Genomic DNA, 23,018 nt, shown 5'->3' on the forward strand with positions numbered 1-23,018 from the left:
CGTCCTCACCCGGCTGTCACGAAGGAAACCGACCCCCATGCTCCGCTTCGACGAGGGGCGGGCGCGGCTGCTGCTCGCCCGTGCCTGCGAGTCCGCCGGCCTGCCCGACCCGGCCGACGCCCGGCTGCTCGCCCTCGGCGAGAACGCCGTCTTCGACCTCGGCGACCCGGCCGTGGTCGCCAAGGTCGGCCGCGCGCCCGAACTGCGCGACCGGGCCCGCCGGGAACTCGCCGTCGCCGACTGGCTGGCCGGCCACGACGTCCCGGTGGTCCGCCCCTACGACGCGGTGCCGGACGGACCGAGGCTCGCCGACGGTCACCCGGTCACCTTCTGGCACCGGCTCGCCCCCGCCGAGCGGCCCGCCCGCCCGGTGGACCTCGCCCCGCTCCTGCACGCCGTGCACCGGCTGCCCGACCCGCCGTTCGCCCTCGGCCGCCGCGACCTGCTCTCCCCCGTCGAACGCTGGCTCGCCTCCGCCGAGGGCCACGTCGACCCGGCCGACGTCGACTTCCTGCGCGACCGCCGGGACTCCTTCACCACCGCGGCGGCCGAGCTCGTCCCGCACCTGCCGACCGGAGTGATCCACGGCGACGCGCTGCCGCGCAACGTCCACGTCGGCCCGGACGGGCCCGTCCTGCTCGACCTGGAGTTCGTCGCGCACGACCTGCGCGAGCACGACCTGGTGGTGCTCGCACTCAGCCACGACCGGTACGGCGTGCCGGACGAGGACTACCGGGAGTTCACCGGGGCGTACGGCTGGGACGTGCGCGAGTGGCCCGGCTTCGCGGTGCTGCGCGGGGCCAGGGAGACGGCCAGCGCCTCCTGGGTCGCCCAGCAGGCCCCGGGCAACCCGGCGGCCCTGGCCGAGTTCCGGCGCCGGGTCGACTCGCTGCGGACGGGCGCCACCGACGTGCGCTGGTACCCGTTCTGACACCCGCTCCAAGACCCGCTCCGCTACCCGCTCCTGCCGCGTACGGGCGGCCGCGCCGACGGCCGCCCGTACGCCGGAACTCCCGTACGCCCGTTCACCGGTAGGCCCTAGACTCCGCGCCATGGCCACCGACACCGACAGCCGCCCCGCCACCGGTCCCGGCCCCCGCCTCGGCCGCGCACGGGTCGTCGGACTCCTGGTGACCGCCCCCTTCACCGCGGCCGCCGGATGGCTCACCGCCACCGGCCTCGTCCGGGTGTTCGCCACCGACGCCTGCGGGGCCGAACGGCACTGCGCCGCACTGCCCACCGTCGGCCTGCTCGTCGCCGGCATTCTGCTCTGGCCGGCCACCCTGGTGGCCGCCGCCAGCACCGCCCACGGCGACGCCCCCACCACCGAGCCCTCGGCCACCTCCGACCGGGGCGTCCTGCTCGGCTGCCTGGCCGTCGGCCTGCTGGGCGCGTCCCTCGCCAACGGTGCCCCGCACTCCTGGCTGCTCGCGCCCGTCCTCCCGCTCGCCCTGCTCACCGCCGCCCTGGACCGGCACGGCGCCCGCCGCTGGCGCGCCCACCGGCTGGCGGCCGAACAGCAGGACCGGCTGGAACGGGAGGGCATCACCGTCCCGGCCCTGATCACCCATGTCGCCACCACCGGGGCGACCGACAACGACGACCCCGAGCTGCGCGTCACCGTCGGATTCCGCACCGCCGACGGCGCCGACCGCACGGCCACCACCGTCGACACCTTCCCGCTGCACTTCCCCCCGAGGATCGGCGACCGGGCCGAAGTCCGCTACCACCCCGCCGATCCGGAGAACCTCCGCGTCACCTTCGCCACCCCCACGGCCTCCCCTCGGGACGGCGACGTGGTCAGCGCCCTCGAACGCCTCGCCGCCCTGCACCGCGAGGGCTCCCTAGACGCCGCCGAGTTCGCCGCCGCCAAGGCCCTGCTGCTGCGGACCGGGCTCAGCGCAGGGGCCAGCGGGGGTCTATGACCGCCTCCGGGTCCTTGGCGCGGCGCAGCCAGGCCTGGAGGTCCTCGGCCCAGGCCCGGTGCCAGTCGATCTGACGGGCGTGGAGCTCGGCCACCGGGACGGCGCCGACCTGCTCGGGGTAGCGCTCGGCGAGGGCGACCGCGACCCGGACGGCGGCGAGGGCGTCACTGCCCGCCTCGTGGGCGTCGGTCAGCTCGACGCCGTACACCTCGCAGACCCGCTGCAGGGTCCGTGAGCCCTTGCGGTACTTGTCCACCGCGCGGTCGATCACCAGGGCGTCGAGCACCGGCACGACCGGCCCGCCGAGCCGCTCGGCCAACGCCGGCAGCCCGTGCCGGCGCAGCTCGGCGTCGAGCATCGAGAGGTCGAACGGGGCGTTGAACGCCACCACCGCCCGCCCCTCGGCGAGCCGCGCGCACAGCGCGGCGGCTATCTCGTCCACCGCCTCCTTGGCGGGCCGCCCCTTGGCCCGCGCCAGGTCGTCCCCGATCCCGTGGATCGCCGCCGCCTCGGCGGGGATCGGCACCCCCGGGTCGAGCAGCCACCCGGTGGCATCCAGCCGGCGGTCCCCGACGGTGTCCACGAGGGCGGCCGTGACAATCCGGTCCACGGCCGGGTCGGTACCCGTGGTCTCCAGGTCGAAGCCGACCAGTGGCTGCTGCCACCAGCTCATAGGAATGCGTCCTTCCGTCCTCCACTCGAACAGCCCCTATCATCACCCGCCCCTCCGACAATCCGGCCCCTGGGTCCGTCCCCGGGCGCCCGGTGCGCGCCCCGGTCCCCGGCTAGGCCGGGGCGAGGAGGGTGCGGCCGAGCCAGTCGGTGGGGTCCTGGGCGCCGGGGAGGACGTAGAAGTAGCCGCCGCCGGTGGGGCGGAGGAAGCGGGCGAGGGGTTCGTCGATCAGGCGGGTCTGGACGGTCTCGAACTGGCGGGCGATGTCGCGCTGGTAGCAGCAGAAGGCGAGGCCGAGTTCGGGGACGCCGCCCGCGTCGAGGCCCCGGTCGTAGTTGAAGGCGCGGCGCAGGATGCGGTCGGCGCGGGTGGCGTCGGTGCGGGGGTTGGCGAGGCGGATGTGGGAGTCGAGGGCGATCACGGCGCCGTTCGGGTCCTGGGTGTAGTCGGGGGTGTCGCCCTCCTTGGTGCGGCCGAGCGGGGCGCCGTCGGACTTGCGGCGGCCGATGATCCGCTCCTGCTCGCGCAGGGGCAGTTCGTCCCACGGGACGACCAGGGTGCGGATGGCGCGGATCACCTGGTAGGTGCCGCCGACGGCCCAGGCCGGTCCGCCGGCGTCGGCGCCGACCCAGACCAGGGCGTCCATCTGCGGGGCGGAGCCGGTGTCGGGGTTCTGGATGCCGTCCTTGAAGCCGAGCAGGTTGCGGGCGGCTCCGGCGGGGCGGGCGCGGTTCTGGTAGCCGTCGAGCTGCCAGCGCGGGCTGAGCGACTTGCTGGTGGCGCGCAGCAGGTCGCGGATCGCGTGCTGGACGGTGTCCCGGCTGGTGGCGCAGACCTGGAGGGAGAGGTCGCCGTGGCACTCGGCGGGGCGCAGGCCGTCGTTGGGGAAGGTGCGCATCGCGGTGAGCCCGGCGGGGCGGGCGTCGGCGAGGCCGTAGCGGGCGTCGAAGAGGGAGGCGCCGACGCCGACGGTGACGGTGAGGTCGTCGGTGGGGAGGGCGGCGGGGCCGAGGGTTCCGCTGTCGGCGGGCGCCGCGCCGGGGCCGAGGTCGGGCGGGGTGCCGCCGTCGGTGAGGAAGCGGATCCGGTCGGTGAGGGTGCGCAGCAGGGCGGCCAGTGCGGCGCGGTCGTTGACGTGGACGTCGAGGGCGAGGAAGGTGCCGTAGCCGGGGGGCGGGTTGAGGATGCCGGCCTGGTGGATGCCGTGGAAGGGGATCCGCCCGGCGGTGGCGGCGGGTGCGCCCGGGGCGGGGCCCGCGGTGCCGAGGGCGAGGGCTCCGGCGGCTCCGGCGCCGAGCGCGGTACGGACGAAGCTGCGGCGCGAGGAGGCGGTGGCGCCCGGCTCGCTCGTGTACTGACTGGTCAACGGCGGGCCTTCCGGGGGCGGCTGAGCACGGGGGCGGGCGGGCCCGGAGCCGGGCCGCTGATCATGGACCCGACGCTAGCAACGCCCGCGTCGCCCCGCCTCCGCTCGCCGCCCGGAAGAGGGACGCGGGAGAGGAGGGCTCAGGAGACCGGGCGGGAGTCCGCCCAGATGCCCTCGAACTCCTCGCGGTAGACCTCCAGCAGTCCGGGGTCGGTGCCGCCGGGCTCCTGGCCGGCGCCGCCGCGCAGGACCAGGGCGGGCGATTCCATGCCCCGGGCGCGGCGCAGGTACGGCTGGACGACGCCGAGGTCGCGGACCTGCCGCCGGCCGCCGGGGGCGGTCGCGCCCGACGGGGTGCCCTCGACCAGGTAGGCGGTGAACCTCGGGGTCTCGTCGAACACCCGGATCTCGAAGCCGCCCTGGTCGCGCAGCGCGGCGCGGACCCGGCGGACGTGCAGGATGTTCATCTGGATGGAGCGGCCCAGCTCGCCGCGTCCGAGCCCGAGTTCGCGCTCCCGGCGGCGGACGGCGCTGCTGGCCGGGTTGAGGAAGAGCAGCCGGACCCGGCAGCCCTCGGTGGCGAGCCGGACCAGCCGCTTGCCGGTGTAGTTCTGGCAGAGCATGCCGAGACCGATGCCGAGCGCGTCGAGCCGCCGGGCGCCGTCGAGGAGGTCCTCGACCGGCAGGTCCCGCTGGAGCCGTACCCGGTCGGGGTGGACGGCGACGACGTCCGCGTAGCGGCCGGCGACCAGGGACTCGACCACGTCCGCGGGCACCGCCCCGGTGCCGCCGTCGAGCAGGGCGAGCAGCCGGGCGGCGGCCCGTTCGGCCTGGGCGAGGACGGTCGGGGTGAGGACGCGGTTGCGGGAGACGACGTGCCGGGCGACCTCCAGCTCGTCGAGGGCCAGCTCGATCTCCCGGCGGTCGGCCAGGTACGGCTCGAAGCAGGGCCAGTGCTGGACCATCAGTTCGCGCAGCTGCGGCAGGGTGAGGAAGACCAGCGGGTCGTCGTCGGCCGGGTCGAGCAGGTAGCCCTTGCGGCGGCTGACCTCGCGGACGGCGCCGGCCCGGTGCGCCCACTCCTCGCCGGCCGGTCCGGCCGCGGCGGTGACCCAGTCCTCGCCGTGGGCGGGCGCGTAGATCGGGTGCAGCACCTCGTCGACGAGGGAGCGGAGCCGCTGCTCGACCAGGTTGAGCCAGACGTAGGCGCGGCCGGACAGCCTGACCCGCTGGTAGGCGTCCTCCCACTCGGCGCCGGACCAGGCGAGCGCGGGGACCTCGACCGGCCCGCCCTGGGCGGGGACGAGCGAGCGCCCGCCGGTCAGGGCGGGGCGCATGACCACCGTCGGCGCCTCGCTGCGGGCGCCGCCACGGTCGGGGCCGCCGGGCCCACCGCCACGACCGCCGGCGGGGAACACCATGCGCACCTCACCTGGTTCCTGTCGTGAGCGCCGGCCGGGGCCGCTCGGAGCTGTCTGCCTGTCTGTCTGCCTGCCGTCCGACCGGTCGGACGGCCGCGCACCGGACGACCCGAGGACCGGCCGGCGCACCGCCGACGCACCGCCGGTTCGCCGACGGTTCGCCTGATGGATCGCCATGAGTCCCGAACAGCCGGACGATCAAGGGTACTGCCCGCCGAGAACCGCCCGCAGCCGGTTGGGTCACGGCGGCGGCCGGGCCGACGGGACACCCCAACCGTCTCATCCGCCCCGCCCACCACGAAAGCCCCGCGACCGCCCCCGTGACGACCTCGTGCCGACCCCGCGACGGCTCCACGACCGCCCGGGACGGCCCGCGACGACGCGCGCGGACACCCGTTCGGGCGAATACGGCACAAATGGCCCCGCCGTCGGGCGAAGCGTCGGGGAGTATGCGGACTGTGCCGCCGTGTGCCGTGGGTCACGGTGCCCGAGCGGCGCATGCCCGGCCACGAGGCCGGGAAGAGAGTGCCTCCGAGGTCCGGGCCCGACCATCGGACTCCACGTCAGTTCTCCTTCTACGCAAGGAAGTCGAGGAACCATGCAGGTCTGGCCAGGGACCTCCTACCCCCTCGGTGCCACCTACGACGGGGCCGGCACCAACTTCGCCGTGTTCTCGGAGAGCGCCGACCGGATCGAGCTCTGCCTGCTCGACGAGGACGGTTCGGAGTCCTCCGTCGAACTGCGCGAGACCGACGCCTTCGTCCGGCACGCCTACCTCCCGGGCGTCCAGCCGGGCCAGCGCTACGGATTCCGCGTCCACGGCCCCTACAACCCGGGCCTCGGCCAGCGGCACAACAGCGCCAAGCTGCTGCTGGACCCGTACGCCAAGGCGATGAGCGGGAACATCGACTGGGACGAGTCGGTCTACGGCTACCACTTCGGCGCCCCCGAGCGCCGCAACGACCTCGACTCGGCCCCGCACACCATGCACTCGGTGGTGATCAACCCGTACTTCGACTGGGGCACCGACCGGCCGCCCCGCACCGACTACCACCGCACGGTGCTCTACGAGGCCCATGTGAAGGGCCTGACCAAACTGCACCCGGGCATCCCCGAGGAGATCCGCGGCACCTACGCGGGTGTCGCCCACCCGGCCGTGATCGAGCACCTCGCCAAACTCGGCGTCACCGCGATCGAGCTGATGCCGGTGCACCAGTTCGTCCGCGACCACCGGCTGCGGGACCTCGGGCTGGCCAACTACTGGGGCTACAACACCGTCGGCTTCTTCGCCCCGCACTCCTCCTACTCCTCCACCGGCGACCGGGGCCAGCAGGTGCAGGAGTTCAAGTCGATGGTGAAGGCGCTGCACGCGGCCGGCATCGAGGTCATCCTCGACGTGGTCTACAACCACACCGCCGAGGGCAACCACCTGGGCCCGACGCTCTCCATGCGCGGCCTCGACAACGTCTCCTACTACCGCCTCGCCCGGGACCAGCGGTTCTACGAGGACACCACCGGCACCGGCAACAGCCTGCTGATGCGCAGCCCGCACGTCCTCCAGCTGATCATGGACTCGCTGCGCTACTGGGTCACCGAGATGCACGTCGACGGCTTCCGCTTCGACCTCGCCGCCACCCTGGCCCGGCAGTTCCACGAGGTGGACCGGCTCTCCTCGTTCTTCGACCTGGTCCAGCAGGACCCGGTGGTCTCCCAGGCCAAGCTGATCGCCGAACCCTGGGACCTCGGCGAGGGCGGCTACCAGGTCGGCAACTTCCCGCCGCTGTGGACGGAGTGGAACGGCATGTACCGGGACACCGTCCGCGACCTGTGGCGCGGCGAGAACGCCACCCTCGCCGAGTTCGGCTCCCGGCTCACCGGCTCCTCCGACCTCTACCAGGACGACGGCCGCCGCCCGATCGCCTCCATCAACTTCGTCACCTGCCACGACGGCTTCACGCTGCGCGACCTGGTCTCCTACAACGAGAAGCACAACGAGGCCAACGGCGAGAACAACCGGGACGGCGAGTCCTTCAACCGCTCCTGGAACTGCGGCGTCGAGGGCCCCAGCGAGGACCCCGGCACCGAGGAGCTGCGGGCCCGCCAGCAGCGCAACTTCCTCGCCACCCTGATGCTCTCCCAGGGCGTGCCGATGCTCTCCCACGGCGACGAGCTCGGCCGCACCCAGCACGGCAACAACAACACCTACTGCCAGGACAACCCGCTCACCTGGGTGCACTGGCCGACCGGGGACGGGCCGGACGCCCAGCTGCTGGAGTTCACCCAGGGCATGGTCTGGCTGCGCCGCGACCACCCGGTGTTCCGGCGCCGCCGCTTCTTCCACGGCCGCCCGGTCCCGGGGCGGCACACCGGGGAGGGCGGCGGGGCCGGCGCGTACGAGGACCTCACCGACATCGCCTGGTTCACGCCCGCCGGGGAGGAGATGACCAAGCGCAACTGGGGTGCCAGCTACGCCAAGTCGCTCACCGTCTTCCTCAACGGCTACGCCATCTCGGAGCCGGACCGGCGCGGCGGGCGGATCGTCGACGACTCCTTCCTGCTGATGTTCAACGCGCACTTCGAGCCGCTGGAGTTCACCGTGCCGGCCGGGCACGGGCAGGAGTGGCAGCTCGTGGTGGACACCGCGCAGTCCCGGCTGCCCGCACCGGGGACGGGTCCGGTGGTCAAGGCCGGGGACGCGCTCTGGCTCACCGACCGCTCGCTGATGGTGCTGCAGCGTCCGGCCTGAGTACCGGTACCCGCGGGTGCGCCGGTGCGCCGGTGCGCCCGTACGTCGGTGCGCCGACGGCCCTTGCGCATCCGCCGCCGCACGGGCCACCGTGGTCCCCGGGGAGGCCGGAGCCTGCCCGGGGACCGGACCGAGGGGCGGCGGGGCGATGGCGGGCGATCGGACGACTGCGGCGGAGTTCCTGCTCGGGACGCTGCTCTCCGTCCCGGGCCGGGTCGCGGACGCGACGCTCCGGCGCCCGCCCCCGTACCGGTGGCTGCTCGCACGCACCCGCACCCCCGGGGCGGAGGCCGCCCGGGCCGCCGAACGCGCCCTGTTCGACGGGCTGGTCGCACGGCTCGGCGCGGTCGACGGGATCACCTTCGTCGTCGCCCAGGTGGACGACCGCCGGGTCGCCCCCGGGCTCGGGCTCGACCCGGGCCGCCGGCTGGAGCTGGTCTGCCAGCTCGCCGCGACCGCCTACTTCGCCACCCCGCTGGACCCGCCGGAGCTGCTGCGCCGGATCGACGCGGCCGCCGTCGCCGACTGGCGCACCGGGGCGTACGCCGACCCCCGGCTGCCGCACCCGCCCGAATCGGTCGCCGCCGCGCTGGCCTACTACCGCGACGGCGGCCGCCACCCGGACGGGTCGCCGCGCGAGCACCCCGCACTGTCCGTACCGGGACCCCTGGGGGCGCGCCTGACCTGGGACGAGCCGGGCCGGACGCCGGTCGCGGAGCCGAGCCCGACCATGTTCAACAGCTCCTTCGCCCAGTACGCGGACGACCCGGCCGCCGCCGAGGCGGTGCGGGCCGCCCGGGCCGAGCACGGCCGGATCCTGCGCCTCGGCCGTTCCGGGGCGGGCGGGCCGCAGCGCCCCGGCTACTGCACGGTGCCCCGGGGGTGGCGCCGCCGCGGCCACTGAGCGCCTGCGGGAAGCCCGCCGCTGCCGCACCCCTGCCGGTCCCGCTCACCTGTTCGGTCCAGCAACGGGTCTTGCCCCCGCGCCCGGCCGGGTAGGCATGGAGGCATGACCCACGCCGCCGAGCCCGCGCAGTCCCGCCCGGCCGCCGCCCCCGCCGCCGTGCCGTCGGCCAGCTACCGCCTCCAGCTCCAGCCCGGCTTCACCCTGCACGACGCCACCGCCGCCGTCCCCTACCTGGCCGCCCTCGGCGTCTCCCACCTGCACCTCTCCCCGCTGCTGGCAGCCGCGCCCGGCTCCACCCACGGCTACGACACCGTCGACCACGGCCGGATATCCGAGCAGCTCGGCGGCGAGGACGCGCTGCGGGCGCTGGCCGCCGAGGCGCACCGGCACCACCTGCGGCTGATCGCCGACGTGGTGCCCAACCACATGGCGGTCCCCGTCCCCGAGCACCTCAACCGGCCCCTCTGGGAGGTGCTGCGGGACGGCCCCGACTCGCCGTACGCGGACTGGTTCGACATCGACTGGACCGCCCAGCCGGGCCCGGTGGACGCCCCCGGACGCGGCCGGGTGCTGCTGCCCCTGCTCGGCGACCGGCTCGGCGCCGTCCTCGACCAGCTGGCCGTCGACGGCGAGACCCTCCGCTACCACGACCACGTGCTGCCGCTGCGCCCCGGCACCGAGGCGCTGCCGCTGCCCGAGCTGCTCGCCCGGCAGTGGTACCGCCCGGCCTGGTGGCGGCTGGCCCGCACCGAGCTGAACTACCGGCGGTTCTTCACCGTCAACGAGCTGATCGCCGTCCGGGTCGAGCGTCCCGAGGTGTTCGAGGCCACCCACGGTGTGCTGCTGCGGCTGCACCGCGAAGGCGTGCTGGACGGCTTCCGGATCGACCACCCGGACGGGCTCGCCGACCCGCGCGGCTACCTGGAGCGGCTGGCCGGGGCCACCGGCGGCGCCTACACGGTGGTGGAGAAGATCCTCACCGGCGACGAGCGGCTGCCCGCCGACTGGCCGTGCGCCGGGACCACCGGGTACGACGCGCTGCGCCGGATCGACGGCGTGCTCACCGACCACGCGGGCGCCTGCCGGCTGGCCGGGGCGTACGAGGCCTTCCTGACCGCCTCCCCCGACGGCCGCCCCGACCCGGACCACGGCGACCCCGACCCCGGTCAGCCGTGCGCCGACCCGCACCCGGCGCTGGCCGCCGCCCGGCGGGGGCGGGCCGACATGACCGGGCCCGGCGGCGAGCTGTCCGCCGAGGTGGAACGGCTGGTCCGACTGGCCGTCCGGCTCGGCGCCGCCCACCCGGCGCACGCCGACCACCCCCCGGAGCGGCTGCGCGCCGCACTGGGCCGGCTGCTGACCGGCTACCCCGCGTACCGCCCCTACGTCCGCCCCGGGGAGCCGCTGCCGGAAACCTCCGCCGAGCAGCTGAGCGCCGCCCGCGCGGCCGACGAGGGACCCACCGACGCCACCGACCGGTTCGTCGCCGAGCTCGCGGCGGGCGCGCTCGGGCGCGGGCCCGAGCAGGACGAGTTCGCCGTCCGGTTCGGGCAGACCGCCGCCGCGGTGGCCGCCAAGGGCGTCGAGGACACCGCCTTCTACCGCTGGAACGCGCTGCTGAGCCTCAACGAGGTCGGCGGCGAGCCCGCCCGGCCCGGGGTGCGGCCGGCGGACTTCCACGCCTGGTGCCACTACGTCGAACGGCACTGGCCGCACACCATGACGGTGCTCTCCACCCACGACACCAAGCGCAGCGCCGACGCCCGGGCCCGGCTGGCCGTGCTGGCCGAGCAGCCCCGGGAGTGGGCCGCCGAGGCGGCGGCCTGGTCGACGGCGGCCGGGCGCGGCCCCGGTCACGTTTCCGACAGCGCTCTCGGTCCCTCCTCCGGTCGTGGCCCGGGTCGCGGCTCCGCTTCCGGCCCGGGCCACGACCCGGACAGCGACTGGCTGCTCTGGCAGACCCTGGTCGCCGGCTGGCCGCTCTCCCCGGACCGGCTGGTCGCCGCCGTGCTCAAGGCGGCCCGCGAGGCGAAGCTCCGCACCTCCTGGACCACCCAGGACGTCCGCTTCGAACGCGCCCTCGCCGACCGCGTCCAGGGCGTCTTCGGCAACCCCGGGCTGCTGCCCCGGATCGAGGGCTACGTGGCCGGGCTCGCCCCGTACGCCCGCTCCAACACGCTCGCCGCCGCCCTGCTGCACCTCACCGTGCCCGGGGTGCCGGACCTCTACCAGGGCAGCGAGGAGCCGCTCTACACCCTGGTCGACCCGGACAACCGGCGCCCGGTCGACCTCGGCGCGCTCGCCGTGCGGCTCACCGACTCGCCGACCGCCCGCACCGGCGACCTGGCCCGGGAGAAGCTGCACCTCACCACCACCGCCCTGCACCTGCGCCGCACCCGGGAGTTGGGCGCCCACCGCCCGCTCACCGCCGTCGGCCCGGCCGCCGCCCACCTGCTCGCCTTCGGGCGCGGCCCGGACGTCGTCACCGCCGTCACCCGGCTGCCGTACCGGCTCGCCCGCACCGGCGGCTGGCACGACACCGTGCTGCACCTGCCCGGCGGACGGGGCTGGACGGACGAACTGACGAGCCGTCACTTTCCGTCCGGACCGGTCCCGGTGGGCGAACTGCTGGCCGACGACCGGCCGGTGGTCCTGCTGACCAGGAGGGGCACGTCATGAAGTACCAGGTCTGGGCGCCGAACGCCGCCGAGCGGGTCGAGGTCGCGGTCGACGGCGCGCACCACCCGCTGGCCCGGGACGCCGTCCGCGCCGGGTGGTGGCAGGGCGAGGCGCCCGCCGGGGACTACGCGTTCGTACTGGACGGCGGGCGCCCGATGCCGGACCCGCGCTCGCCCCGGCAGCCGCACGGCCCGGACGGCCCCAGCCGGGCCGTCGACCATGCCGCGTTCAACTGGTCGCACACCGGCTGGCGCGGCCGACCGCTGCCCGGCGCGGTGCTGTACGAGCTGCACATCGGCACCTTCACGGCCGCCGGCACCTTCGAGGCCGCCGCCGAACGGCTCGACCACCTGGTCGGGTTGGGCGTCGACTTCGTCGAGCTGATGCCGGTCTGCCCGTTCCCCGGCAAGCACGGCTGGGGGTACGACGGCGTGTCGCTGTGGGCCGTGCACGAGCCCTACGGCGGCCCCGAGGGCCTCAAGCGCTTCGTCGACGCCGCTCACCGCAAGGGCCTCGGCGTCGTCCTCGACGTGGTGCACAACCACCTCGGACCGGCCGGCAACTACCTGCCCGCCTTCGGCCCCTACTTCACCGACCGGCACCACACCCCGTGGGGATCGGCCGTCAACCTGGACGCGCCGGGCTCCGACGAGGTGCGGGCCTATCTGATCGGCAGCGCGCTCGGCTGGCTGCGCGACTACCGGATCGACGGCCTGCGGCTGGACGCCGTGCACGCCCTGGCCGACGACCGGGCGGTGCACTTCCTGGAGGAACTCGCCACCGAGGTCGACCGGTTGGCGGTGGCGACCAACCGCCCGCTGTTCCTGGTCGCCGAGTCCGACCTGAACGACCCCCGCACCACCGCGCCCCGCGAGGCCGGCGGGCAGGGGCTCGCCGCCCAGTGGAGCGACGACTTCCACCACGCCCTGCACTGCGCCCTGACCGGCGAGTCCCAGGGCTACTACGGGGACTTCGCCGCCGCGCCGCTCGCCGCCGTGGCCCGGGCCCTCACCCGGGGGTTCTTCCACGACGGCGGCTGGTCCTCGTTCCGCGGCCGCCACCACGGCCGCCCCTTCCCGCCCGCCCACGGCCACCGGCTGCTCGGCTACCTCCAGACCCACGACCAGGTGGGCAACCGGGCGCTCGGCGACCGGATCTCCACCGGCCTCTCCCCCGGGCGGCTCGCCTGCGGGGCCGCGCTGGTACTCACCTCGCCGTTCACCCCGATGCTGTTCATGGGTGAGGAGTGGGGCGCGGCCACCCCCTGGCAGTACTTCACCGACCACACCGACCCGAACCTCGCCGAGGCCGTCCGCCGGGGCCGGCGGCGGGAGTTCGCCGAGCACGGCTGGGCGGCGGACTCGGTGCCGGACCCGCAGGAGCCGGCCACCGTGCTGCGCTCGGTGCTCGACTGGACCGAGCCCCGGCGCGAACCGCACCGGGCGCTGCTGGACTGGAGCCGGACGCTGATCCGGCTGCGGCGGGAGCACCCGGAGCTGACCGATCCCGATCTGGCCGCCGTCCGGGTCGAGTTCGACGAGGACGCCCGCTGGCTGGTGGTGCACCGGGGGCCGTTCCGGGTGGCGGTGAACCTGGGAACGGCGGCGGCCGCGGTGCCGGCGGCCGGCGAGGTGGTGGCCGCGTTCGGGGGGCACCGCCGCTCCGGGGACCGGCTCACCCTCGACCCGGACTCGGTCGTGGTGGTCCGCCGCTGACGGTCCCGCGCCGGCCAGTGGTCGCCGTCACAACTTCAGGCAGCCGTCACTGCTTCAGGCGGCCGTCGCTACTTCAGGAAGCCGTCGATCCGCTCCCGCAGCCCGTGCGCGTCCAGCCCGTACGCCGCCAGGTGCTCGGTGATCGACCCGTACTGCCGGTGCTCCGCCTGCGGCACCCCGAGGGCCAGCACCCGGTGCGGCCGGTCGGCGAGCGCGTCGTGCGCGGCGTTGGCGGAGGTGCCGGCCAGGTACGGCTCGACCAGCACCACGTCCGCCCGCCGCTCGGTGGCGGCGCGCAGCGCGGCGCCGTCGAAGGGCCGGACGGTGGCCGCGTACAGCACGGTGACGTCCAGGTTGGCGGTGGCGGCGAGGACGGCGTCCAGCATCGGGCCGACCGCGACCACGGCGCCCCGGCCGCCCTCGCGGACCACCGTGAACCGCCCCGGCTCGACCTTCAGCGCCCGCTCGTTCTGGTGCGCGGACAGCCGGACGTACACCTTGCGGTCGCCGTCGGCCACCGCGTGCCGCAGCAGCCGCTCCGCCTCGTCCGGGTGGCCGGGCACGTGCACCGTCCAGTCGGCCAGGGTGTCCAGCAGCGCGACGTCGCCCGGCGACATGTGGGTCCGGCCGCCGGCCGGCCAGTCGTAGGAACCGGCCGCGCTGACCAGCACCGCGCCGACGCCCTGGTGGTTGAGGTCCAGCTTGACCTGCTCGAACGGCCGCTCGACCAGGAAGCTGGCGAAGGTGTGGGCGATCGGCCGCATCCCGGTGAGCGCCAGTCCGGCGGTGGCGCCGATCAGCAGCTGTTCACGGATGCCGACGTTGACCAGCCGGTCCGGGTGCCGCTCGGCGGCCTTCTGGAAGCCCGCGGCACTGATGTCCGCGAGGACGAGGGCGAGCCGGGGGTCCTCGTCCAGCAGGCCGGAAGTGACCTCGATGAAGCGGTCGCGCATGGTGTCCATGGGGTTCGGGCCCTTTCCGGCTCAGGAGTTCTTCGGTTCGACGCGGGCCACCACGACCCGGGGCCGGCCCGGGTGCCCGGCGGTGTACGCCGCGTGCAGCGCCTCGTGGTCGCGGCCGTCCACGGTCTCCGCCGACCAGCCCTCGGCGGCGAAGCGGGCCGCGATGCCGCCGCGCCAGCCGTGCGTGGCGGAGGAGTTGTCGATCACCAGGGCGTGCAGCCGGTCCAGGCCGTAGGCGCCGGCGAAGGCCACCGCCTCGTGGTTGGAGCCCTCGTCGAACTCCGCGTCGCCGAGCAGCACCCAGACCGCCGGGTCGTGCAGGCCCTGGGCGCGCAGGCCGAGCGCGGTGCCGACCCCGATCGGCAGCCCGTGCCCCAACGAGCCCGAGCTGATCTCCACCCCGGGGACCAGCAGCCGGTCCGGGTGGTGGCCGAGCGGCGAGTCGTAGGCGCCGAAGCTGGACAGCACCTGCGGGTCGAGGAAGCCCTTGGCCGCCAGCACCGCGTAGTACGCCATCGGGCCGTGGCCCTTGGAGAGCAGGAAGCGGTCCCGGTCCTGGGCCTGCGCCGTCTCCGGGGTGACCCGCAGGACCCTGTCGTAGAGCACCCACAGGGCGTCCAGGGTGGAGGTCGCGGCCGGGCCGTGCTTCTCGTCGCCGGTCATCAGCGCCATCAGGCCCGGCAGTTCGCCGAAACCGGAGGCAGGGGTTCGGGTGCGGTTCGTCATGCCTCCGATGCTGCAACCTGAAGTCGGCTTCAAGTCAAGCGCTACAGTGTCACCCATGATCGCCAACCGGCCGGGCCGCCACGACCTGCTCACGATCGGCCAGCTCTCCGAGCGGAGCGGCCTCGCCACCTCCGCGCTGCGCTACTACGAGCGCCTGGGCCTGATCCACGCCACCCGCACCACCGGCAACCAGCGCCGATACACCCGCGGCACCCTGCGCCGGATCGCCTTCGTCCGCGCCGCCCAGCGGGTCGGGCTGTCCCTGGACGAGGCCAAGGTCGCCCTCGACCGGCTCCCCGAGCACCGCGCCCCCAGCGGCAGGGAGTGGGACGGGGTCGCGGAGTCCTGGCAGAGCCGGATCGACGAGCAGATCGCCGAACTGGAGCGGCTCAAGGCCAAGCTCGGCGGCTGCATCGGCTGCGGCTGCCTCTCACTCACCCGCTGCGCGCTCTACAACGCCGCCGACCGCGCCGGCGCGACCGGCCCCGGCGCCCGCTACCTGCTCACCCGCGACCCGGCCACCGGCCCCGAGCCCGCGCCGACGGACGGGCCGGACGGCGTCTGACCTGGCGGATGCGCCGCCCGCGCGCGCCGCCCGCGCGCGCGGCGCGTCCGGCGCGTCCGGCGGGCCGCCGGGGCGGCGCGCTCTAGCGTGGGCGGGTCACCGCAGGTAGCGAGGCTGGAGCCGCTGATGAACCGCCGTTCTTCCCGTCCGTTCCGTTCGTTCCGTTCGTTCCGGACCGCCCTCGTGGGCCTGGCGGTGGGCGGGCTGCTGCTCGGAGCCGTCGGCTGTTCGAGCAGCGGGGGCGGGGGTGGTTCCTCCTCCCCGGCTGTCCACTCCCCGGCTGCCCACTCCCCGGCCGCTTCCTCCCCGGCTGCTTCCTCTCCGGCCGCCTCTTCCCCCGCCGCCTCCTCCGCGCCGGCCGGGGCGGTGACCGTGACGATCAAGGACTTCAAGTTCGGCCCCGCCACCCTCACCGTGGCCCCGGGCACCACGATCACCGTCACCAACCAGGACTCCGCCGGCCACACCCTCACCGCCATCGCCCCCAACCCCGGGGCCTTCGACACCGGCCTGCTGGAACAGGGCAAGTCGGCGACGATCACCGCCCCCACCGCCCCCGGCTCGTACCCGTTCCACTGCGACGTCCACCCGACCATGACGGGCACCCTCGTCGTCCAGTGACCGTTCGTGTCGGACCCACCGCCTAGCCTCGGGACGGAACCACCCGCAGGAAGGCCCACCCATGATCGTCGACCGCATACGCGTCCATCCGCAGCTCGTCCCCGCGGACGAGCGCGACGAGTGGCCGTGGACGGTGCCCTGCGTGGGGGCGCTGCTCGGGGCGGGGGTGTCGCTGCCCGCGCCGGTGACCTTCCTGGTCGGCGAGAACGGCAGCGGCAAGTCGACCCTGGTCGAGGCGGTGGCGGAGGCGTTCGGGCTGGACTCCTACGGCGGGCGCGGCGGCGCCCGCTACGCCTCGCCGCGCGCGAAGAGCACCCTCGGCGAGCGCCTCCACCTCGACTACACGCCGCGCGGGCTCGCCATGGCGTCGGGCCCGCGCGCCAAGCGGCGCGGCTTCTTCCTCCGGGCGGAGACGGCGATGGGGATGATGGAGGAGAAGCAGGGCTGGCCCGGCTACTGGGACGAGCGGACCGACCTGATGAGCCACGGCGAGGGCTTCCTCACCGTGTTCGAGTCGATGTTCCAGGGCCCCGGGCTGTATGTGCTGGACGAGCCGGAGGCCGCGCTGTCCTTCACCTCCAGCCTGCGTCTGGTCGCCCTGCTCGCCGAACTGGGCCGCGGCGGCGCCCAGGTGATCTGCGCGACCCACTCCCCGATCCTGGCCTCCGTACCGGGCGCGGCCGTCCTGGAGGTCGGCGAGCACGGGATCCAGCAGACCCGGTGGCAGGAGCTCGCGATCGTCGACCACTGGCGCCGCTACCTGGAACGGCCGGAGGCCTACCTCCGGCACCTGCTCTGAGCCACGCGCGCCGGTCAGGCGCGCAGCTCGGCCAGGTCCTCCGCGCCGAGCACGAGACCGCCCGCCGCGAGGTTCTCCTCCAGGTGGTCGAGCGACCCGGTGCCCGGAATCGCCAGCACCGACGGCGAGGCCGCCAGCAGCGCGCCGAGCGCCACCTGCGACGTGGTCGCGCCCACCCGGGCGGCGACCCGGCCCAGCCGTTCGCGGTCGAGCGGGACCAGGCCCCCGCCGAGCGGGAAGTACGGCACATACGCGATACCCGCCGCCTCGCAGTCGGCCAACAGCCCCGAGCCGTTCTCGAACGAGTTCTGCACCGCCGCGACGGGCGCGACCGCCCGCGCCTCGGCGAGCTGGGCGGCGTCGACGTTGCTCACGCCCAGGTGCCGGATCAGCCCCTGCTCGCGGAGCTCGGCGAGCGCCGCGAACCGGTCCGCGATCGACTCGGTGTCCGGCCCGGTCAGCCCGCCCACCCGCAGGTAGACCAGGTCCAGCCGGTCCAGCCCGAGGGCCCGCAGGTCCGCCTCCACCAGGCCGCGCAGCTGGTCCGGCCCCGCCTTCCCGGTCGGCACACCGTCCGGACCGGGCAGCGGACCGACCTTGGTCGCGATCACCAGGTCGTCCCGGTAGGGGGTCAGCGCCCTGCGGATCAGCTCGTTCGCGCGCACCGCTCCGCGGTTGTAGAAGCCGGCCGTGTCGATGTGGTTCACCCCGAGCTCGACAGCGCGCCGGAGCACCGCGATGCCGGCCTCCGGATCCCGCGCCGGGCCGTCGAAGGTGCCGGCGGCGAGGCGCATCGCGCCGAAGCCGAGCCGGTTGACAGGGAGGTCGCCGCCGAGGAGGAATGTCGTGGTCGCTGTGGTCGTCATGCGTCCCATGCTGTCCGCCACCGCGAACCCCGGCGAGACCGTGGCCAGTTGCTGCCAGACTGGACGGATGAGCAATGAGCAGGTGTTCTCGGTCCACGGCGACGCGGAACTGGCCGCGCGCGCCGGCCATCTCTTCGAGTCCGCGCAGACCGAGTTCCTGTGCGCGGCCAGGGACCTCCGCACCTGGTCCCGCCCGGAGGCGAGGGCCGCGGTCCGGGCCCGGATGCTGGACGCCGCCGCGCCCGGCTTCACCACCCGCAAGCTCCTCAGCCCGGTCGCCCTCGCCGACGAGGAGGCCCGCGCCCACCTGCGGCTGGTGCAGCGCGCGGGCACCCTCGTCCGGATCAGCGGCTCACCGCTGCCGCACGAGACCATCCTCATCGACCGGCGGGTGATGATCCTGGCGGGCCGGGAGAACCCCGCCGGCCGCGAGTACACCGTGACCACGTCGCAGTCCCTGGTCGACGGCGTGCACGCGCTCTTCCAGGCTGCCTGGGACAGCGCCGTCGACCTCGACGCCTACCTGTCCGGCGACGTCCCGCACCTCGACGCGGACGGCCGCACGATCCTCCGGTCGCTCGCCTCCGGGCTCACCGACGAGGTGGCGGCCCGGCGTCTCGGCGTCTCCCTGCGCACCTACCGGCGGCGGGTGGCCGAGCTGATGGCACGACTCGAAGCCGACTCCCGCTTCCAGGCCGGCCTGCGCGCGGGAGAGTTGGGCCTGCGCGGGGCGTAGCCGCCCGCGTGGGAACGGTCGCGCCGCCGCCCCCTGAGCCGGGGCGGCGGCGCGCTGTTCACGTCGTCACGGGGTGTAGCTGACCCAGCCCTGCTTGGGGGTGGTGTTCGGCGGGCAGTACAGGCGGACGTTCTGGAAGGTGGTGTACGGCCCCGAGATGCGGCTGGAGTTGTCGGAGCAGCTGATGTTCACCCACCACTTGGTGGTGCCCGTGGCCGAGCAGGAGACGTTGTAGTACCACTGGTTGCCGTCCTGGCCGAACGACCCGGTGCTGCAGTTGATGCTGTCGACCCGGGTCGGCGAGCCGGTCTGCGCACTGGCGGCCGGTGCCGTGACGACTGCGGCCGCGGCGGCTCCGACCAGCAGACAGCCGGCCAGGCTGATCCTCTTGGTGTTCCTGCGCACGATGGTTCCGTCCTCGTTGTCGGTGGTGACAAGACGCGCCGCTGAAACCCGCGGCCGGGACGTGCCTCGGCGAATATAGGGAGGGAGTGTGAAGTTCCGCATATGACAGCGGAATTGTCGCCAGGCCCGCCGTACGCTGCCGATTCGTCCACGCGGACTGCGACGTTTGGCGCACCGCGAGCCTGACGGGTCACCCGATTCGCGGAGGCCGTGCACCAACCACCGGCCCATCGGCCGGAATCCGCCGCTCCCCGACTGTCGGCCTACGGCGCGACCTCCACCCAGACGATCTTCCCCATGCCGTCACGCGGGCAGCAACCCCAGCGCTGCGCCAGCAGCTTGACCAGCACCAGGCCGCGCCCGGACTCGCCCTCCCCGGACGCCGCTCTGAGCACCGGGCCGCGCTCACCGCGCGCGTCGTGCACCTCGATCCGGAGGCGTCGCCGGTCGACGTCGAGCACGAGCTGAACCCGGCGCCCCATCGGCGTGCCGTGCAGGACGGCGTTGGTCACGAGCTCGCTGACGAGCAACTGGCCTGCTTCGATGAACCGTTCACCCCCCGGCGCATCCGTGAGCAGCTTTTCGAGCAGCCGGCGGGCCTCACCCGGCGAGCGTCGGCTGCGCGGCAGCCAGGTCGAGAGGGAGGCGGAGGGAGAGGGGGAGGAGTTGCAGGAGGACATGGTGGATTCACCTTCCACGTGCAGGGAGTTGAGGCATAGGAATGCCCGGCAACCGACCGCTTGATCACTCAGACGGTCCGGTGCGTCACTGCATGTAGCATGCTCCGCAATGACCCAACTTCGCAAGCGCATGCTCGCGCAATTGCGTCACATCGCAAGGGGCTTGTGATCATCGAAGGAGGTGGCAGACTGTGACTCGACGTCAACCGAAAGGGAGCGACAAGAGTGGACAGTCCGACGGTGCTGCGGCGTAGGCTCGGCTCCGAGCTGCGACGATTGCGCGAACGGACGGGACTCCAGGCCAAGGCGGCCGCCGACACGCTGCGGTTCAGTGCGACCAAGATCTCGCGTATCGAGTCCGGCCAGACGACTCTCAAGGAATCGGACGTCCGAGCACTGCTCGAACTGTACGGCGTCACCGACGAGGCAGAGCTGCGACAGTTCATCTCCCTCACCCGCCGCAGCACACAACGTGGTTGGTGGCACGACTACGGCGATGCGCTCCCCGATTGGTTCCAGACCTACGTCGGCATGGAGTCCGATGCCTCCCGAGTCCGCGCCTACGAGATCGAGCTGATCCCGGGCCTCTTCCAAACCGCCGACTACGCACGCGCCATCTTCCGAACCTCACCCTCCGAGCAGAGCCAGGACGAGATCGAACGCCGCGTCAAACTGCGCATTCAACGGCAGGAGATCTTCCAGAGGCCGGACCCGCCAGCGGTCTGGGCAATCCTCAACGAGGCGGTACTACGCCGCCCGGTCGGTGGCCCGGACGTCATGAACGGCCAGATCCTCCACCTCATCGATCTGGCCGAGAAGTACGATGTCAAAATCCAGGTACTACCACTGGACATCGGAACACACGCATCAATGAGCTGCGCGTTCCACATCCTCTCCTTCGCCGACGTTCCGGGCGAGGTGGTCTACGTCGAAGCACTGACGAGCAGCCTGTATCTGGAACGGGAGTCGGACATCGCCCACCACGAGCTCGCGTTCACTCGACTCTCGGAATCGGCGATGCGCCCGCAGGAATCGCTTTCCTGGATGCAGGAGCTAGCAGCAGAGAGGCACGGACGTGACAACTGACCAGGCGTGGCGGAAGAGCAGCTACAGCGGAAGCGAGGGCGGCAACTGCATCGAGGTTGCCGACACCTGCGCCGACACCGTTCCCGTCCGTGACAGCAAGGATCCTCACGGACCCACCCTGACCTTCAGTACCGATGCCTGGCAGTCGTTCATCACCGCTGTCCACAGCGGCGAACTCCCCACCCAGCCGTGACCGCTCGGCGGCTCCTGCGACCATCGCAGGAGCCGCCGAAACCACGATCCACGGGAGGGAATCTGACGTGCGCGCCAACGTCACCTGGCGATTTCCCGCCTGCCCCTGTTGACGTCACCGGTTCCGTGCCCGGCGCGGTCGCGCTGCCTCACGAACAGTCCCAGTGGTGGTCGACCGGACGGTCCGGGCACGACCCGCACTCGAAGATGTAGACACCGCCCGCATCGCCGAACATCACCTGGGCGGGACTGTGCGCGCCGCGGCCCCCGGTGGTGTCGCGTCGCTCCTCGCCGGTCTCGCTGTCGCGGTCCTCCAGCGGGAGCCAGGTGCGGCCCGACACGCCGTCGTACTCCCAGCTGCTCACCGTCAGGAGATGGTCCATCGTCCGCCCGCAGGTCGGGCAGTCCGGCCAGCAGGGGTCCTGGGTCCAGCTCGGGTATCCGCCGAGCTTGATCCCCGGGGCCTCGGCCAGGTGGTAGCTGTACCACAGGCCGGTGCGAGCCTTCAGCTCCTGCATTCGGATGCTCAGTGCGTCGCTCACCTCCTCCGGCATGTCCGAGCTCGGGTAGTCGGTCACCGGCTCGGGGTGCAGGACGCACGGGGCCGGGATGCTGTCCCCGGGCGCCGTGGCGACGGTCGACGGCGCGGTGTCGAGGACCGGGCCCACCGCGTCGGAACTCCGCCAGAGCACCTGGGGTGTCGGCTCCGGGCAGGAGTCGACGATGAACGGGCACCAGAGCACCTGGAGCAGGTCGGTCCCGGCAGGGAAGTCGAGTTGGGGGACGTCCCGGCGGTGGATCTGGACAACGGGCACCAGGGGCACCGTCCCCTCCGTCCCCGGTTGGCCCCAGTGCCCGGGGTGGCTCGTGCTCGGGCAGAGCGGCCACGGCTCGTCGGCGGGCCACAGCATCGGCCCACCGACCGAGCTCTCGGCCGGGGACGGGCTTCCGGCGCGGGGGTGGAGGCGTATCGCGTCGCGGCGCAGCGGCGCCAGCTCGGGGAAGAGCCGCTCCACATCTACGCGGCGTTGCGGGGTCGTGCGGGCCATCGTCGTCTCCGGGGTGCGGTGTGCGGGCGGTGGAGTCGCCGCGGGGGCGTGGTTCGGCGGGAGCAGAACTCGATCTCCGGGAACCGGTCCGCCCGATCACGTACCGATTCGACCGAACGACAGATCGACTCTGCATCCGTGGCTCCGATCCCATCACGTCCCACCGACAACCCGAACGGAGCCGGCACCGGCCGGCCCGGCCCGGCCGCCCATTCCCGCAGCCCTGCGCACGTCCTACGGCGCGTTCTCGCAGCGGGACCTTCTGCAATGCGCGCGAAAACGCCCTCCCCGGAGATTGAGGCGCCGGGGAGGGCGTTTTTCATTCCGGTACTAGACGGGCCTTCCGATCAGGAGGCGGAAATCGCCCCGATCGGGAATCAGTTCCACTTCTGGTAGTTGCCACCGTTGCCGCCGATGGCGTAGACGTCGCCGTTCACGTTGCTGTCCAGGTAGCGGCCGGTGGCGACGTTCCGGTAGAAGGCGCCGTTGCCGCCCCAGCTCTTGACCCACTTCTGGTAGTTGCCGCCGTTGCAGCCGAGCGTGTAGACCTTGCCCTCGCCGTTGCTGTCGAGGCAGCGGCCGGTGGCCAGGTTCTTGAAGGTGTAGGTCTCGTTGCCCTCGTCGTTGGCCCACCAGACCTGGTAGGAGCCACCGTTGGCGCCCAGGGTGTAGACATTGCCGTTGCCGTTGCTGTCCAGGACGCGGCTGGTGGCGAGGTTGGTCAGGGTGACGTAGCCGGAGGCGGCGCTCGCCGACCCGGTGGACAGGAACGTCAGGCCGCCGGCCAGAACGGCCGTCGAGGCAGCAAGGGCAGCGGTGCGCTTGACGAGCTTCATCGCATTTCCTCCCGATGTCGACCGGCCCGTTTGACCGGTCGACGTCGAACTTATCCGCAGAAT

The 23,018-nt window shown here is 73.7% G+C and carries 22 protein-coding genes; 12 read left to right on the plus strand and 10 right to left on the minus strand.

The window, feature by feature from the left end:
* The first annotated feature begins 37 nt into the window (after positions 1–37).
* Positions 38–931 (plus strand): phosphotransferase enzyme family protein, encoded by an 894-nt coding sequence (locus OG715_RS12500; protein ID WP_266268748.1) that lies wholly within the window; start codon positions 38–40, stop codon positions 929–931.
* A gap of 121 nt (positions 932–1,052) precedes the next feature.
* Positions 1,053–1,925: a DUF3592 domain-containing protein gene (locus OG715_RS12505; RefSeq protein ID WP_266268749.1), complete on the plus strand. Its 873-nt coding sequence runs from the start codon at positions 1,053–1,055 to the stop codon at positions 1,923–1,925.
* Here the strand turns inward: OG715_RS12505 and OG715_RS12510 are convergent.
* The 3 genes from OG715_RS12510 to OG715_RS12520 all read right to left on the minus strand — a co-directional run bounded on the left by OG715_RS12510 (position 1,897) and on the right by OG715_RS12520 (position 5,385).
* A complete protein-coding gene (locus OG715_RS12510; RefSeq protein ID WP_266268750.1) occupies positions 1,897–2,598 on the minus strand; it encodes an exonuclease domain-containing protein in 702 nt (233 codons plus the stop codon). The genes OG715_RS12505 and OG715_RS12510 overlap by 29 nt on opposite strands.
* A 112-nt stretch (positions 2,599–2,710) precedes the next feature.
* Positions 2,711–3,964 (minus strand): Dyp-type peroxidase, encoded by a 1,254-nt coding sequence (locus OG715_RS12515; RefSeq protein WP_266268752.1) that lies wholly within the window; start codon positions 3,962–3,964, stop codon positions 2,711–2,713.
* A gap of 140 nt (positions 3,965–4,104) precedes the next feature.
* Positions 4,105–5,385 carry an SAV2148 family HEPN domain-containing protein gene (locus OG715_RS12520; protein WP_266268753.1) on the minus strand — a complete coding sequence of 427 codons (1,281 nt, stop codon included), beginning with the start codon at positions 5,383–5,385 and terminating at the stop codon, positions 4,105–4,107.
* Positions 5,386–5,983: 598 nt separating this feature from the next.
* Between OG715_RS12520 and glgX the strand changes: the two genes are divergently transcribed.
* From glgX to treZ, 4 genes are all read left to right on the plus strand, one after another.
* Positions 5,984–8,131, plus strand: a complete 2,148-nt coding sequence (glgX, locus tag OG715_RS12525) for a glycogen debranching protein GlgX (RefSeq protein ID WP_266268754.1) — start codon at positions 5,984–5,986, stop codon at positions 8,129–8,131.
* 148 nt (positions 8,132–8,279) lie between these two features.
* Complete coding sequence (locus tag OG715_RS12530) at positions 8,280–9,035, plus strand: hypothetical protein (RefSeq protein WP_266268755.1); 756 nt, start codon at positions 8,280–8,282, stop codon at positions 9,033–9,035.
* A gap of 105 nt (positions 9,036–9,140) precedes the next feature.
* The gene (locus OG715_RS12535; protein ID WP_266268756.1) at positions 9,141–11,717 is read left to right on the plus strand and encodes a malto-oligosyltrehalose synthase; all 2,577 of its coding nucleotides are present in this window, start codon (positions 9,141–9,143) and stop codon (positions 11,715–11,717) included.
* Positions 11,714–13,432, plus strand: coding sequence for a malto-oligosyltrehalose trehalohydrolase (gene treZ / locus OG715_RS12540; RefSeq protein ID WP_266268758.1), 1,719 nt, complete (start codon positions 11,714–11,716; stop codon positions 13,430–13,432). Before OG715_RS12535 ends, treZ begins: the two co-directional genes overlap by 4 nt.
* 68 nt (positions 13,433–13,500) lie before the next feature.
* Here treZ and OG715_RS12545 read toward each other — a convergent pair whose 3' ends face one another.
* Both OG715_RS12545 and OG715_RS12550 read right to left on the minus strand, forming a co-directional pair.
* The gene (locus tag OG715_RS12545; protein WP_266268759.1) at positions 13,501–14,394 is read right to left on the minus strand and encodes a transketolase family protein; all 894 of its coding nucleotides are present in this window, start codon (positions 14,392–14,394) and stop codon (positions 13,501–13,503) included.
* A gap of 21 nt (positions 14,395–14,415) precedes the next feature.
* On the minus strand, positions 14,416–15,120 hold the full coding sequence (locus OG715_RS12550) for a thiamine pyrophosphate-dependent enzyme (RefSeq protein WP_266268760.1): 705 nt from the start codon (positions 15,118–15,120) through the stop codon (positions 14,416–14,418).
* Positions 15,121–15,175: 55 nt separating this feature from the next.
* Here OG715_RS12550 and soxR point away from each other — a divergent pair, with 55 nt between their 5' ends.
* From soxR to OG715_RS12565, 3 genes are all read left to right on the plus strand, one after another.
* On the plus strand, positions 15,176–15,685 hold the full coding sequence (gene soxR, locus OG715_RS12555; RefSeq protein WP_266268761.1) for a redox-sensitive transcriptional activator SoxR: 510 nt from the start codon (positions 15,176–15,178) through the stop codon (positions 15,683–15,685).
* A 126-nt stretch (positions 15,686–15,811) separates the two neighbouring features.
* Positions 15,812–16,306, plus strand: coding sequence for a cupredoxin domain-containing protein (locus OG715_RS12560; RefSeq protein ID WP_266268762.1), 495 nt, complete (start codon positions 15,812–15,814; stop codon positions 16,304–16,306).
* Between the two features lie 61 nt (positions 16,307–16,367).
* Positions 16,368–17,105 carry an AAA family ATPase gene (locus OG715_RS12565; protein ID WP_266268763.1) on the plus strand — a complete coding sequence of 246 codons (738 nt, stop codon included), beginning with the start codon at positions 16,368–16,370 and terminating at the stop codon, positions 17,103–17,105.
* Positions 17,106–17,119: 14 nt separating this feature from the next.
* Here OG715_RS12565 and OG715_RS12570 read toward each other — a convergent pair whose 3' ends face one another.
* Complete coding sequence (locus tag OG715_RS12570) at positions 17,120–17,971, minus strand: oxidoreductase (RefSeq protein ID WP_266268764.1); 852 nt, start codon at positions 17,969–17,971, stop codon at positions 17,120–17,122.
* 67 nt (positions 17,972–18,038) lie between these two features.
* Here OG715_RS12570 and OG715_RS12575 point away from each other — a divergent pair, with 67 nt between their 5' ends.
* Positions 18,039–18,707 carry a helix-turn-helix domain-containing protein gene (locus OG715_RS12575; protein ID WP_266268765.1) on the plus strand — a complete coding sequence of 223 codons (669 nt, stop codon included), beginning with the start codon at positions 18,039–18,041 and terminating at the stop codon, positions 18,705–18,707.
* A 66-nt stretch (positions 18,708–18,773) separates the two neighbouring features.
* On the opposite strand, the gene OG715_RS12580 is transcribed toward OG715_RS12575, so the two are convergent.
* Positions 18,774–19,112: a hypothetical protein gene (locus tag OG715_RS12580; protein ID WP_266268766.1), complete on the minus strand. Its 339-nt coding sequence runs from the start codon at positions 19,110–19,112 to the stop codon at positions 18,774–18,776.
* A gap of 263 nt (positions 19,113–19,375) precedes the next feature.
* Complete coding sequence (locus tag OG715_RS12585; protein ID WP_266268768.1) at positions 19,376–19,792, minus strand: ATP-binding protein; 417 nt, start codon at positions 19,790–19,792, stop codon at positions 19,376–19,378.
* A 225-nt stretch (positions 19,793–20,017) separates the two neighbouring features.
* On the opposite strand from OG715_RS12585, the gene OG715_RS12590 reads away from it, so the two are divergent.
* Both OG715_RS12590 and OG715_RS12595 read left to right on the plus strand, forming a co-directional pair.
* Positions 20,018–20,878, plus strand: coding sequence for a helix-turn-helix domain-containing protein (locus OG715_RS12590; protein ID WP_266268769.1), 861 nt, complete (start codon positions 20,018–20,020; stop codon positions 20,876–20,878).
* Complete coding sequence (locus OG715_RS12595; RefSeq protein ID WP_266268770.1) at positions 20,868–21,071, plus strand: DUF397 domain-containing protein; 204 nt, start codon at positions 20,868–20,870, stop codon at positions 21,069–21,071. The genes OG715_RS12590 and OG715_RS12595 overlap by 11 nt, the downstream gene beginning before the upstream one ends.
* A gap of 148 nt (positions 21,072–21,219) precedes the next feature.
* Here the strand turns inward: OG715_RS12595 and OG715_RS12600 are convergent, their stop codons facing one another.
* Positions 21,220–22,119, minus strand: a complete 900-nt coding sequence (locus OG715_RS12600; protein ID WP_266268771.1) for a YwqG family protein — start codon at positions 22,117–22,119, stop codon at positions 21,220–21,222.
* Positions 22,120–22,496: 377 nt separating this feature from the next.
* Positions 22,497–22,955, minus strand: a complete 459-nt coding sequence (locus tag OG715_RS12605; protein WP_266268772.1) for an RICIN domain-containing protein — start codon at positions 22,953–22,955, stop codon at positions 22,497–22,499.
* Positions 22,956–23,018: the final 63 nt, after the last annotated feature.

The organism is Kitasatospora purpeofusca (assembly GCF_036010405.1).
GTDB classification, from domain to species: Bacteria; Actinomycetota; Actinomycetes; order Streptomycetales; family Streptomycetaceae; genus Kitasatospora; species Kitasatospora purpeofusca.